Source organism: Streptomyces spongiae, from assembly GCF_009377185.1.
GTDB lineage: Bacteria > Actinomycetota > Actinomycetes > Streptomycetales > Streptomycetaceae > Streptomyces > Streptomyces spongiae.
This window is the reverse complement of record NZ_VJZC01000297.1, coordinates 1-12,145: the sequence shown is the minus strand read 5'-3', so window position 1 is coordinate 12,145 and position 12,145 is coordinate 1. Positions and strand designations below refer to the sequence as shown.

The window sequence follows — 12,145 nt, the reverse complement described above, 5'->3', positions numbered from 1 at the left end:
GCACCGGGCTCCCCCCGTACCCCCGTTCACCAAACGCCCCCACAAGCCGGCGGCAGCTACTCCGTCGCGATCGCGTTCAGCACGTTCATCCGCCCCGCGCGAAACGCCGGGACCAGCGCCGCGAAGAGCCCCACGAACGCGGACCCCAGGAACACCGCCGTGATCGTCGGCCACGGGATGTCCAGGACCTTCAGGCCCTCCAGGGCGAGGAGCTGCTGGGCCGTCGCGCCCCAGCCCATGCCCAGGCCCAGGCCCAGCAGGGCGCCGAAGAGGGCGATCACCACCGACTCCAGGCGGATCATGCGGCGCAGCTGGCGGCGTGAGAGGCCGATCGCGCGCATCAGGCCGATCTCACGGGTCCGCTCCACCACCGACAGGGCCAGCGTGTTCACCACACCCAGGATCGCGACGATGATCGCCAGGGCCAGCAGGCCGTAGATCATGTTCAGGAGCTGGTCGATCTGGCCCTTGAGCGCTTCCTTGTAGTCGGTCTGGTCGCGGACCTCGTACTGCGGGTAGTCGTCCAGCGCGGCCTTGAGTGACGTGTACGCGGCCGCTTCCTGACCGTCCTTCGCCGAGGCGAAGAGGAGCGAGTCCAGCGGCATCTTGCCGGCCGGGACGTGCTTGGCCATCGTGTCGATGGACGTGTACATCGCACCCGCGTCGATGACGACGTCACTGCTGGTGATCGCGCGGACCGTCAGCTTGGCCGGGGAGCCGTCCTTGAAGGCGACCGTGATGGTGGAGCCGAGCTTGATGCCGTGGTCCTTGGCGAACTTCTCGTGGACGGACATCGAGTCCGGCTTGTAGGCGTCCTTGAGGTTCCCGGCGACCGTCTCGGTGCGCAGGTCCGTCGCGTACGACGGGTCGGCGGCCGTGATCGCGGTGTCCTTGAGGGTCTTGCCGTCGGGCGTGGTGAAGTCGGCCTCGGTCCACTTGTACTCGGTCACGCCGGTCAGGTCCTTGGCCGACTTCGCCGCCTTCACGGCCTGCGGGGTGATCAGCTGGCCGGTGTCCGACTGGATGATGAAGTCCGTACCGACCGTCTTGTCCAGCTGGTCCGTCGCGGAGGCCACCATCGAGGAGCCCACGACGGACAGGCACGCCACCAACGCCAGGCCGATCATCAGCGCGGCGCCCGTCGCACCCGTACGGCGCGGGTTGCGCAGCGCGTTGCGCTCGGCCATCCGCCCGACCGGGCCGAAGATCCGCAGCACCAGGGCGCCCAGCACCCGCACCACGCCGCTCGCGAGCACGGGACCGATCACGACGAAGCCGATCAGGGACAGCACCACACCGCCGCCCAGCCACATCGAGCCGTCGCTCGCCTTGTCCGCCTGGGACGCGAGGTAGAGGCCGTAGCCTCCGGCGCCCGTCAGGACCAGCCCCAGCACGGCCCGTACGACACCGGACTTCGCGTCGGCCGGCGCGCCGGCGTCGCGCAGCGCGGCCATCGGGGAGACCTTGCCGGCCCGTCGTGCGGGCAGGTACGCGGCGAGGACGGTGACCACGATGCCGAGCAGCAGGCCGACCACCGGGGTGGTCCAGGCGACGGTGAGGTCGTCGGTGGACAGGTTCATGCCCGTGGCGCCCATGAGCTTCATCAGGCCGATGGCCAGGCCCACACCCGCGCCCACGCCGAGCACCGAGCCGAAGACACCGAGCAGCAGCGCCTCGACGAGCACGGACCGGTTGACCTGCCGGCGCGAGGAGCCGATGGCCCGCATCAGGCCGATCTCGCGGGTCCGCTGGGCGACCAGCATCGAGAAGGTGTTGATGATCAGGAAGATGCCGACGAGGAAGGCGATCCCGGCGAAGCCGAGCATGGCGTACTTCATCACGCCCATGAACTCGCCGACGTCCTTGGCGTTGGCGTCCGCGACCTCCTTGGCCGTCTGGACCTGGTAGCCGCTGTCCAGCGCCGCCTTGACGTTCTTCTTCAGCTGGGCGTCGCTGACTCCGGAGGCCGCCGTGACGTTGACGTTGGTGTAGACGCCGGTCTCGCCGACGAGGGTGTCCTGGGCGGTCTTCGTGTCCAGGTAGAAGATCGCGGCACCGGGGTTGGTGACCTGGAACTCGGCGATGCCCGAGACCTTCGCCCGGTGCGTGCCGACGGCGCTGATGACGCCGATCTCGTCGCCGAGCCCCAGGTGGTGCTTGTCGGCGGTGTCCGCGTCGACCATGATCTGGTCCGGCCCGCGCGGGGCGTTGCCGGAGGAGACCTTCATGGTGCGGGCGTCGTTGGCGTTCCAGTTGCCGACGATGGTCGGGGCGCCGCTCGTGGGCGAGAGGCTGTCCTTGTCGGCGTCGACGACGGTCACCGAGGTGGAGAAGACGGTGCCCTCGGCGGACTTCACGCCGTCGACCTTGCGTACCTCGTCCAGGACGGAGGCGGGCATGACCGGCGGCTTGCCGTTGTCGGACTGGGTCTCACCGGTGTCCGAGGCGCCCTTGGCGCCGACCGTGACGTCGGAGGAGGTGGCCGCGAAGAGCTTGTCGAAGGTGGTGGACATCGTGTCGGTGAAGACCAGGGTCCCCGTGACGAAGGCCACCGACAGCAGGACGGCGATGGCGGACAGCGCCATACGTCCCTTGTGCGCGAAGAAGTTGCGCATGGAGGTCTTCATGACGGTCATGACGTGCGACCCCGGGCGTCGAAGTCCTTCATGCGGTCGAGCACGGCGTCGGCGGTCGGCTTGTACATCTCGTCGACGATCCGGCCGTCGGCGAGGTACAGCACACGGTCCGCGTACGAGGCGGCCACCGGGTCGTGGGTGACCATGACGATGGTCTGGCCCAGCTCGTCCACCGAACGGCGCAGGAAGCCCAGCACCTCGGCGCCGGCCCGCGAGTCCAGGTTTCCGGTCGGCTCGTCACCGAAGATGATCTCGGGCCGGGCCGCCAGGGCGCGGGCCACGGCGACACGCTGCTGCTGGCCGCCGGAGAGCTGGGTGGGCCGGTGCTTGAGCCGGTCCGAGAGCCCGACGGTGTCGACGACCCGGCCCAGCCACGCCTTGTCCGGCTTGCGGCCCGCGATGTCCATGGGCAGCGTGATGTTCTCGAGCGCGTTCAGCGTGGGCAGCAGGTTGAACGCCTGAAAGATGAAGCCGATCCGGTCCCGGCGCAGCTTGGTGAGCTTCTTGTCCTTGAGCCCGGTGATCTCGGTCTCGTCGAGGTAGATCTGACCGCCGGTCACGGTGTCCAGCCCGGCGAGGCAGTGCATCAACGTGGACTTGCCGGACCCCGAGGGGCCCATGATCGCGGTGAACTGACCGCGGGCGATGTCCACGTCGACGTGGTCGAGGGCGACGACGCGGGTCTCACCGGACCCGTACGCCTTCACGACCTGCCGCGCCCGCGCGGCAACGGCCGTAGTCCCTCCAGTACCCCCGTGCCTGGTGATGGTTACAGCCGATGTCACGGTATGTCTCCTATGTCGGCCAGCAGTTGAACGTGAAGTGCTGCTGGATACGAGGTGCTGCTGGATACGAGGTGCTGCTGGATACGAGGTGCTGCGGAATGACGAAGTAGTACTGAACGACGAAGCGGTACGACGAAGCGGTACTGAACGACGAAGTGGTACTGAGTCTGGCCCCCGAGACGGGGCCGGCGCGCTGGTGCCGGACCCCGTCTCGTACTGAGGAAAACCCCACCCCCGAACCTGCGGTCCGTACGACCCCCGTACGCACCGACCGCTCCCCAGCGGCTGCCGCTCCCCTGCGGCGTAAAGCCAGGTTAAGGACGCCCCCTGCCCCGTCTCGTCCTCCGGCAGTACGAACCGGCCCCCAGCCGTAGTACGGAGGGCCCCCTAGGGGATCTCCACCGAAGGGTGGAGCCGATCTCGGGGTCCGGTCCACCCACCGGTCCACCCAGCTTCCACCCTCCCGCTACGTGAGGCTCAAGTGGCAAGCTGTGAGCGGCCTGATAGATGCAAGGGGAAAGGATTCCGGTGGGCGAGAGCGAGACGAAACCCGCGACACCCGAGACCGTCCAGCGCGCCGGAACCGACAGACGCGGGGCCGTCGTCGCCGCGCTCATGCTTGTCATGAGCCTGGCCGCACTGGAGGCCACGATCGTGTCGACCGCCGTCCCGCAGATCGTCGGCGACCTCGGCGGCTTCTCCGTCTTCTCGTGGCTGTTCTCTGGCTACCTGCTGGCGGTGACGGTCACGCTCCCCGTGTACGGCAAGCTCTCCGACACCTTCGGCCGCAAGCCCGTACTGGTCGCGGGCACCGTGGTCTTTCTCCTCGGCTCACTGCTCTGCTCGCTCGCATGGAACATGGCCGCCCTCATCGCCTTCCGCATCGTGCAGGGCCTGGGCGGCGGCGCCCTCCAGGGCACGGTGCAGACGCTCGCGGCCGACCTCTACCCGCTGGAGGAACGGCCGAAGATCCAGGCCAAGATCTCCACGGTGTGGGCGACGTCGGCCGTCGCGGGCCCGGCCCTCGGCGGGGTCCTCGCCGCCTACGCCGACTGGCGCTGGATCTTCCTCATCAACCTGCCGCTCGGAGCGTTGGCGCTGTGGCTCCTGGTCCGCCACCTCCACGAGCCGCAGCGGCACAAGGGCGACCCCCGCCCCCGTATCGACTGGGCGGGCGCGCTGACCGTGTTCGCCTGCGGGGGCGCCCTGTTGACGGCCGTCGTCCAGGGCGGGGTGGCCTGGCCGTGGCTGTCCTGGCCGTCACTCACCTTGCTGGGTACGGGACTTGCCCTGGTCGTGGCCCTGGTGGTCATCGAACGCCGGGCGGCGGAACCGATCATCCCCGGCTGGGTGTGGCGACGCCGTACGATCGCGGCGGTCAACCTGGCCCTGGGCGCGCTGGGGTTCGTGATGGTGGCCCCCACGGTCTTCCTCCCGACGTACGCGCAGTCGGTCCTGGGCCTGGCCCCGATCGCCGCGGGCTTCGTGCTGTCCGTCTGGACGCTGAGCTGGCCGCTCTCGGCGGCGCTGAGCCAGCACGTGTACCGAAGGATCGGCTTCCGCAACACGGCGGTGCTGGGGATCGGCGCGGCGACCCTGCTGCTGGGGGCGTTCCCACTGCTGCCGTACCCCGGCGAACCCTGGCAGCCGACCCTGCTGATGCTCCTCCTGGGCGGCGCCCTGGGCCTCTTCCAACTCCCCCTCATCGTGGGCGTCCAGTCCACCGTCGGCTGGGCGGAGCGCGGCACCACCACCGCCTCGGTCCTCTTCTGCCGCCAGACCGGCCAGACCGTGGGCGCGGCCATCTTCGGCGCCGTGGCCAACGGGGTGCTGGCCGCACGGCTGGGCGGCGCCGGCGACCTCGACGCGGTGACCCGCGCCCTCGACTCGGGCGCCACCTCGGACCACGTACGGCGAGCGGTCGCGGACGCGGTCCACGCGGTCTACCTGGGCGCGGCGGTGGCGGCGGCGCTGGCGTTCCTGGCGCTGCTGCTGGTGGCCCCGCGCCGCTTCCCGGTCCTGAAGGACTGAGAAGATAACGCGGCCCACACCTACAGGAGGGGGACGACCATGCTCGTCATCTTGTCCGTCGTCGTCGTGCTCGCCCTCGCGGGATGCGTCTGCGTCGTGTGGGCGTCGCGGGGCGGCCCGCGCTGGGTGCGCGGGGTGGCCACCGTGACGCTGGCGGCGGGCGAGTTGGTGCGCAGCCGCTCGAAGCACACGAACCGGAACGGGGGCTCGGGCGACTCGGGCGGCTCGGACGGCTAGGGAGAGATGTTGATCCCTCGAGCTCTTCCCGCAGCCGTTCGGGACACGGGCCGACGGATGGCGTGACGCCCCGGGATGGATGTGCGCCCCGGCGGTGATCAGTTGCTTTGGACGGAGACGACGATCTTTCCTCGCGTGCGTCCGCGCTGTGCGTGGGCGTGTGCTTCGGCGATCTCGTCGAGGGCAAAGATGCGTTCGATACGCGGCGTGTAGTGGCCTTGCCGGCCCAGCTCAGCTGCCGCGGTCAACAGCGCAGAGTCGTTCTCCGCGTTGACCAGATGCACTCCCAGACGCGGCGCGTTGCCGTGGTCGGCGATCGTCGACACGCACGTGGCGTCGCCGACGATCGCGACGAGGTCGGCCAATGACCCGGAGGCGGCAGTGTCGAGCGCGATGTCGACACCGCCGGGAGCGAGGATGGCCACGCGCTCGGCGAGCCCAGGGCCATAGGTAGTGGGGATGGCGCCGAGAGAGACGAGGAACTCGTGGTTGCGCTCGCTGGCCGTCCCGATAACGGTGGCGCCCTGGGCGACCGCGATCTCGACGGCTGCGCTGCCCACGCCTCCGGCGGCGCCCTCGATGAGGAGGGTACGTCCCTGCAGGGGGCCGAGCACTTTCAGCCCGCCCATTGCGGTGACAGCTGCCAAGCCGGCACCGGCGGACTGCTCGTCGCTCCACGTGCTGGGCGCGTGGGCCCATGCCGAGAGCACGGCGAACTCCGCGGTCGCGCCGCTGACGCCGCCCAGGCCGAAGACGCGGTCGCCGATCTCCACCTCACGCACCCCCTCACCGATCTCGTCGACGACGCCGGCAGCGTCACGGCCGGGGACCGCAGGCAGGTACAAAGGCAACAACTCGCGCAGTACACCGGCCCGCAGCTTCCAGTCGATGGGATTGACGCCGGCGGCTGCGACTCGGATGCGCACCTCACCGGGTCCGGCGTGGGGTTCTGGTACCTGCTCGACCATGAGGGTCTCCACATCGCCGTACTCGTGGAAGCGGGCTGCACGCATGATGTCTCCTACACGGATATACGGAGTGCTTCGAAATGCTCGGCGAACGCCAGGCGCCCGCTACGCTAAAACCTGACGTCGGCGTCAGCTGCAAGTCGACCACCGTCCGAACAGAGGAGAACCCGGTGCGGATCGGTGAGGTGTCCGCGAAGGCGGGGGTGAGCGTCAGAGCACTGCGCTACTACGAGGAGCAGGACCTACTCGACGCCAACCGCAGCTCTGGCGGGCAGCGTCAGTACCCCGACAGCGCGGTCGCCCGGGTCGAGCTGATCCAGCAGCTCTACGCCGCGGGCCTGCCGAGCAGAACCGTCCGCGAGGTGCTGCTGTGCGTCGACTCGGGGATAGTGACCCCGGTACTGCTGGAGCGGTTGGCTGCGGAGCGTGACCGTATCGACCGGCAGATCACCGACCTCATGAGCGCGCGGGACCGGCTCGGCGACGTGATCGCCACGGCACAGAAGCCCGGCCCTGGCTGTACTCACGCACCATGACAAGGATCCGTCGGCCCGTCCCCACCCGGTGCTGGATCAGCGTTGCAGCCATTCGTCGAGAAGCGCGGCCTCGGCTTTGCTGAGACCGGGCAGTTCGGGCAGGAGGGTGCGGAAGGCCGCGACGACGGCCGCCGGATCGTGGGTGGGAACAGCGGGCTCATCCGCGAGGATGGCGCGAGCGACCGCGTCGAAGGCGGCGTCGGCCAGGTGCGGATCGCTCTGCCCGGGCGGCAGCGTCAGCAGGGTGTGGACAGTCCCGATCCCCGCCGAGCGAATGAGGTTGACGGCGCGTTCCTCGCTCACCCGAAGCCGCCCGGCGGCGGCGATCCTGTGCACTCGCTCGGCGAGGATCTCCACGCCCCTGGCCTGCGCCGGAGTGTCATGTGCGCGGGCCGGGTCGAGCAACAGGCCGTAGACGTACGGGTTGGCCAGACCGAAGCTGATCTGCGTGTTCCATCCGGCACGGAGGTCTTCCACCGGGTCACCCGAGGGCAGGACGGTCTGCTTGCCCGCCACATGTTCGGCGAAGACATGGTCCGCGGCGGCGTCCAGCAGGTCGTCCTTGCCCTCGAAGAAACGGTAGAGAGCGGGAGGCTGCAGCCCGGCCTCATGGGCCACGCGCCGCGTGGTCACCGCACCCGGCCCCTGGTCGCGCAGCAGACCGGCCGCGGCCTTCACGATGCGGTCCCGGGTGATGTCTCGGCGCTGCGTGTTCGGTGCCATGGACACGATGGTATCGCCGATATCACCACCTCTACGCAGCCGCCCCAGCACCGACATCCAACGAGACACACGAAAACAACCAACGCCAATATCAGTGTTACCGTTCATTCCGTTCCACTGGAAACATCATCGGACTGGAGCCACGATGCTGATCGTCACGGGAGCCACCGGCCGCCTCGGGTCGCTGATCGTCAACCGCCTGCTGGAGCGAGTTCCGGCCGACAGGATCGGCGTCAGCGCGCGGGACATGAACAAAGCCGCCGACCTCGCCGACCGCGGCGTCCGAGTCCGGACGGGAGACTTCACCGACCCCGGCAGCCTGAAGCACGCCTTCGAAGGCGCCGAGCGGGTCCTGGTCGTCTCCGCGGCCATTCGGGGCGACGGCGCGTCGGCCGCCAACAGCGCCGCAATCGACGCGGCACGGGAAGCGGGAGCCCAGCGCATCCTGTACACCAGCCACCAGGCCGCCTCCCCCACGTCGTTGTTCCCGCCGCAGAGGGTCCACGCGGCCACCGAGGAGCACCTCAAAAGGCAAGGCGTTCCCTACACCGCTCTGCGCAACGGGTTCTACGCCTCCACCTTGAGCCACTACATCGGCGCGGCACTCAAGACCGGCACGCTCGCCGTGCCGCAGGACGGCCCGGTGTCCTGGACGGCCCACGAGGACCTGGCGGAAGCCGCGGCCCTCGCCCTGATCGAAGACGGTGCACTCGAAGGAACCACTCCGCCGCTGACGGCCCCCCACACGCTGGACTTCGCCGACGTCGCGGGCGTTCTCAGCCGCCTCACCGGCCGGACCATCACCCGAGTCGTCATGGACGACGACGAGTGGACATCCGCGGCAGTCGCCGGCGGGATGCCGCGGCCGGCTGCGGAGTTCCTCTTGACGATGTTCGCGGCATCACGCCAAGGCGAGTTCAACACGACCGACCCCACGCTGGAAGCCATCATCGGCCACCCCGCGAAGACGGTCCACGAGGTCCTGGAGGCCGCCTCGGGACGCTAGCGTTCGTCAGCATGGCGGCCGACCCCCTGAAGGAATTCCGGACCACGCTGAGGGATCACGCGGAGCCCGGTATCCGCACGCAGCATCTGCGGGTGCTCACCCCGGCGGACGACGACGAGTTCCTCGGCGTACGTGTTCCGGTGATGCGCAAACTGGCGTGGCAGCACCGGGCGTTGCCGCTGGAACACGTGGACGTCCTGCTGCACAGCCGGGTGCACGAGGAGCGATTCGCCGCGCTGCTGGTGCTGGCCGAGCAGGTGCGGGGCGCACGGGGTGCCGACCGGAAGGCCCTGGTCGATTTCTACTTGGCCCGCACCGACTGTGTGGACAACTGGGACCTGGTGGACGGCTCCGCACATGTCGTTCTGGGGCCATGGCTCCTGGACGCACCGTTGGACTCACTGGACTTGCAGGACGCGCAGGACGTCCAGTACGCGCAGGACGTGCTCGACGAGTTGGCCGGTTCGGCCCGGCTGTGGGACCGCAGGATCGCCGTGGTGGCCACGTTGGCACTGATCCGCGCCGGCCGCTTCGAGCCGACCTTCCGACTCACCCTCCAGCTGCGCCGGGATCCGGAACCGCTGATCCACAAGGCGTTGGGGTGGATGCTGCGGGAGATCGGCCGCCGCGACGAGCAGGTGCTGGTGGGCTTCCTCGACCGGCATCTCGCCGAGTTGCCGCGAGTCACCGTGCGGCACGCGACAGAGCTTCTGACGCCGGGCGAGCGGGCCCGGTTCGTGAGGACGCGTCAGGGGGTTACGGCAGGCCGAGGTGAAACGCACTCGCATTAGACGACGCTCCCAGCCTTCCTGCCCTTTGGGGCCCCGGAAAATGAGACGCGACTGTGGTGCCCGCTGTGCCAGGCTGGCGGATCGCCCAGGGCCAGTTCGACTCAGGAGCGTCCGATGACGACACCGTCCCGCCTGTATCCGTTACTGGAGCAGTTCGACTTCGCACGCGAGCGCCTCACCAACCGCATGGCAGGGCCCGTCATGGACAGCGGCGACGGTACGGACACCAAGGTCGGCCCCATGACCGACGAGGAATACCTCTGGGAGCCGGTGCCCGACTGCTGGTCGGTACGGCGGCGTGTGAACGGGCCGGGGCCTCAAGCGACTCTCCTTGCCGGTACCGGCGACTGGGGACGCGACGCCGCCTCCTACCCGCACCCCTGGCCCCCGCCCTTCACCACCATCGCGTGGCGCCTGAGCCACCTCAGCGAGATGCTGACCCTGCGCGCCGACCACACGGCCGGCGCCCACGCGCTGACCCGCGACGACTATCCCGTCATCGGTGACGCCGCAGGAGCGGTCACCGACTTCGACGCCGGTGCCGCGGCCTGGCGGAAGGCGCTGCTGCGCGTGGACGACGAGGCACTCGACACCGTGGGGCACTGCACCTACCCGCACGGCAGCGACTCGGAGGAGCCGTTCATCGACATCGTGTGGTGGGTCAACCAGGAACTACTGCACCACGGAGCCGAGATCGCCCTGCTGCGCGACCTCTACCGCGCCCGACAGCACTGACCCCCGCCACACTCTGTCAGCTGTCGCAGCCGACGCCGTCTCCGTCGCGGTCGAGGTGACGGCCGTAGCCCGGCTCCCCGCTGTGAACGGGCGCGGCACCGGCCGCGCGGGCTTCGGAGCAGTTCGAGTAGTAGACGTCGCCGCCACCACCGCCGGAGCCGCCGTCGTCGGCGGGATCGGCGGGCTCAGCGGTGACGGTCCTGGTGACCTTCACCTTCACCGTCTTGGTCGCTGTCACCGTCGGCGCGGCCTTCACCTTCGCCTCCGCCGTCTCGGTGGCCGTAGCCGTGACGGTGACGGTCGGAGTCGGCTTGGCCGCGGCCGGCTTGGCGTCGACGGTGGTCTCTTCGCCGCTGGCCCCGGCACCTATCCCGAGGAAGAAGGCGAAGCCGATCGCGGGCAGCACATACCGCTTGCGAGCCCACTTGGGTGCGGCTCGGGGCGGCTGCGGCATGGGTGGCATGGGTGCGGTGTACGGGTTGGTCATGTCGTCCCCCCTGGGTGTTACGGGTGGAGTGACCGTAGTTCCCAACGCCGCGATATGTGCAGAGATCGGGGAGTGAGTGATTATTTTGTGATCGTTGCGACTATGCAAGTATTCATGGCGGTGTCTGCCGACTCTCACCGCCGCAATCCCGCTCCTCCACCACCACTCCTTCACTGTCTGTGCTGTTGCACTCACAGAGTGACGTCATCGTGGGTACGCTCGGAAGATAGCTGAGCGTGACAATGGGGTGCGCACCAAGGGGAGTTGAGTACGTGGCGATCGAGGACAACCCGCGGACCCGGGAGCAGTACGGCAAGGAACTGATGCGGCGACGGGAGGCGGCGGGGCTCACGCAGGAGGAGTTGAGCCAACGTGTCGTGATGTCCCGCACGCACTCGCGCATATCGAGACGGGGCTGAGGCGGCCGGATGTGGAGGATGCGCGGCGGTTGGATCAGGTGCTGGAGGCGGACGGGTTCTTCGTGCGGTTTCTGCCGACGCTCGATGGACGGACTGTCGCGGAACACTTCGCGGAGGCGCTGGAGTTCGAGGGCAGGGCAATCGAGATCCGGGAGTACGCCCCCATGCTGGTTCCCGGGATCCTGCAGACGCCGACATACGCACGAGAAGTGCTCAGCTCCGGCTACCCGCCCAAGAGCGACGAGGCACGTGACAAGCTCCTCGTCACACGTCTCGAACGCGCCCGCATCCTCGATAACTTCGACTCCCCCAAGGTCTGGGTACTCCTTGATGAAGGGGTGCTCCGCCGCAGCATCGGCGGCCCGGCAGTGATGTGCGAACAGCTCCGTCACATCGTGGCGTTGGGCGAGAGCCGACGCATCCGGGTGCACGTGCTCCCCTTCTCGGTAGGCACGCACTCCCTGCTGGAGGGCTTCGTCTCCCTCATGCGGTTCGAGGATCTCCCGCCCATCGCGTACGCCGAAGGACTCAAGTCGGGCCGGGTCCTGGAACTTCCGTCAGTGGTGCAGCAGTGCCAGGACATCTACGATCATGCGCTGGGCGACGCACTGTCGCACCGAAAGTCTCTGGACCTCATCAGGGCCGTCACGGAGGATTACGAGCATGAAGCGCAGCGAGCACAGCATCCCTGACGCCTCCGTGCTGCCGATGTGGCGCAAGTCCAGCTACAGCGGCGGCAGCAGCGGTGAGTGCCTCGAAGTCACCCCCACCACCCTCCCCACCCACATCCC

At 68.9% G+C, this 12,145-nt stretch carries 14 protein-coding genes; 9 read left to right on the top strand and 5 right to left on the bottom strand.

Annotated features, from left to right (window positions below; all coding sequences use genetic code 11):
* Positions 1–56 precede the first annotated feature (56 nt).
* Together FNH08_RS30910 and FNH08_RS30905 are read right to left on the bottom strand one after the other, a co-directional pair.
* Positions 57–2,636, bottom strand: coding sequence for an ABC transporter permease (locus FNH08_RS30910; RefSeq protein WP_152774825.1), 2,580 nt, complete (start codon positions 2,634–2,636; stop codon positions 57–59).
* On the bottom strand, positions 2,633–3,421 hold the full coding sequence (locus FNH08_RS30905) for an ABC transporter ATP-binding protein (RefSeq protein WP_322725810.1): 789 nt from the start codon (positions 3,419–3,421) through the stop codon (positions 2,633–2,635). Before FNH08_RS30905 ends, FNH08_RS30910 begins: the two co-directional genes overlap by 4 nt.
* 507 nt (positions 3,422–3,928) lie before the next feature.
* On the opposite strand from FNH08_RS30905, the gene FNH08_RS30900 reads away from it, so the two are divergent.
* Positions 3,929–5,452 (top strand): MFS transporter, encoded by a 1,524-nt coding sequence (locus FNH08_RS30900; protein WP_152774824.1) that lies wholly within the window; start codon positions 3,929–3,931, stop codon positions 5,450–5,452.
* A gap of 39 nt (positions 5,453–5,491) precedes the next feature.
* Positions 5,492–5,689: a hypothetical protein gene (locus tag FNH08_RS30895; RefSeq protein ID WP_152774823.1), complete on the top strand. Its 198-nt coding sequence runs from the start codon at positions 5,492–5,494 to the stop codon at positions 5,687–5,689.
* A 98-nt stretch (positions 5,690–5,787) separates the two neighbouring features.
* Here FNH08_RS30895 and FNH08_RS30890 read toward each other — a convergent pair whose 3' ends face one another.
* The gene (locus FNH08_RS30890) at positions 5,788–6,702 is read right to left on the bottom strand and encodes an NADP-dependent oxidoreductase (RefSeq protein ID WP_152774822.1); all 915 of its coding nucleotides are present in this window, start codon (positions 6,700–6,702) and stop codon (positions 5,788–5,790) included.
* A 125-nt stretch (positions 6,703–6,827) separates the two neighbouring features.
* Between FNH08_RS30890 and FNH08_RS30885 the strand changes: the two genes are divergently transcribed.
* The gene (locus tag FNH08_RS30885; RefSeq protein WP_322725809.1) at positions 6,828–7,193 is read left to right on the top strand and encodes a MerR family transcriptional regulator; all 366 of its coding nucleotides are present in this window, start codon (positions 6,828–6,830) and stop codon (positions 7,191–7,193) included.
* A gap of 36 nt (positions 7,194–7,229) precedes the next feature.
* Here the strand turns inward: FNH08_RS30885 and FNH08_RS30880 are convergent, their stop codons facing one another.
* Complete coding sequence (locus FNH08_RS30880) at positions 7,230–7,916, bottom strand: TetR/AcrR family transcriptional regulator (RefSeq protein ID WP_152774820.1); 687 nt, start codon at positions 7,914–7,916, stop codon at positions 7,230–7,232.
* A 145-nt stretch (positions 7,917–8,061) separates the two neighbouring features.
* Between FNH08_RS30880 and FNH08_RS30875 the strand changes: the two genes are divergently transcribed.
* From FNH08_RS30875 to FNH08_RS30865, 3 genes are all read left to right on the top strand, one after another.
* Complete coding sequence (locus FNH08_RS30875; RefSeq protein WP_152774819.1) at positions 8,062–8,922, top strand: NmrA family NAD(P)-binding protein; 861 nt, start codon at positions 8,062–8,064, stop codon at positions 8,920–8,922.
* 11 nt (positions 8,923–8,933) lie between these two features.
* On the top strand, positions 8,934–9,713 hold the full coding sequence (locus FNH08_RS30870; protein ID WP_228034463.1) for a DNA alkylation repair protein: 780 nt from the start codon (positions 8,934–8,936) through the stop codon (positions 9,711–9,713).
* Positions 9,714–9,827: 114 nt separating this feature from the next.
* Positions 9,828–10,448, top strand: a complete 621-nt coding sequence (locus FNH08_RS30865) for a DinB family protein (protein WP_152774818.1) — start codon at positions 9,828–9,830, stop codon at positions 10,446–10,448.
* A 16-nt stretch (positions 10,449–10,464) separates the two neighbouring features.
* On the opposite strand, the gene FNH08_RS30860 is transcribed toward FNH08_RS30865, so the two are convergent.
* On the bottom strand, positions 10,465–10,935 hold the full coding sequence (locus FNH08_RS30860) for an excalibur calcium-binding domain-containing protein (protein ID WP_152774817.1): 471 nt from the start codon (positions 10,933–10,935) through the stop codon (positions 10,465–10,467).
* 272 nt (positions 10,936–11,207) lie between these two features.
* Between FNH08_RS30860 and FNH08_RS53650 the strand changes: the two genes are divergently transcribed.
* From FNH08_RS53650 to FNH08_RS30850, 3 genes are all read left to right on the top strand, one after another.
* Positions 11,208–11,354, top strand: a complete 147-nt coding sequence (locus FNH08_RS53650) for a helix-turn-helix domain-containing protein (protein ID WP_322725808.1) — start codon at positions 11,208–11,210, stop codon at positions 11,352–11,354.
* 38 nt (positions 11,355–11,392) lie between these two features.
* Positions 11,393–12,046 (top strand): DUF5753 domain-containing protein, encoded by a 654-nt coding sequence (locus FNH08_RS30855; protein WP_322725807.1) that lies wholly within the window; start codon positions 11,393–11,395, stop codon positions 12,044–12,046.
* The coding region (locus FNH08_RS30850; protein WP_152774816.1) for a DUF397 domain-containing protein at positions 12,018–12,145 on the top strand (128 nt) is incomplete at its 3' end. The genes FNH08_RS30855 and FNH08_RS30850, both read left to right, overlap by 29 nt.

Bases quoted from the DNA above. Each gene is read 5' to 3' on its own strand.
- FNH08_RS30865 (WP_152774818.1), top strand. From the start codon at position 9,828: ATGACGACACCGTCCCGCCTGTATCCGTTACTGGAGCAGTTCGACTTC.
- FNH08_RS30895 (WP_152774823.1), top strand. From the start codon at position 5,492: ATGCTCGTCATCTTGTCCGTCGTCGTCGTGCTCGCCCTCGCGGGATGC.
- FNH08_RS30900 (WP_152774824.1), top strand. From the start codon at position 3,929: ATGCAAGGGGAAAGGATTCCGGTGGGCGAGAGCGAGACGAAACCCGCG.
- FNH08_RS30875 (WP_152774819.1), top strand. From the start codon at position 8,062: ATGCTGATCGTCACGGGAGCCACCGGCCGCCTCGGGTCGCTGATCGTC.
- FNH08_RS30880 (WP_152774820.1), bottom strand. From the start codon at position 7,916: ATGGCACCGAACACGCAGCGCCGAGACATCACCCGGGACCGCATCGTG.
- FNH08_RS30860 (WP_152774817.1), bottom strand. From the start codon at position 10,935: ATGACCAACCCGTACACCGCACCCATGCCACCCATGCCGCAGCCGCCC.
- FNH08_RS30870 (WP_228034463.1), top strand. From the start codon at position 8,934: ATGGCGGCCGACCCCCTGAAGGAATTCCGGACCACGCTGAGGGATCAC.
- FNH08_RS30890 (WP_152774822.1), bottom strand. From the start codon at position 6,702: ATGCGTGCAGCCCGCTTCCACGAGTACGGCGATGTGGAGACCCTCATG.
- FNH08_RS30910 (WP_152774825.1), bottom strand. From the start codon at position 2,636: ATGACCGTCATGAAGACCTCCATGCGCAACTTCTTCGCGCACAAGGGA.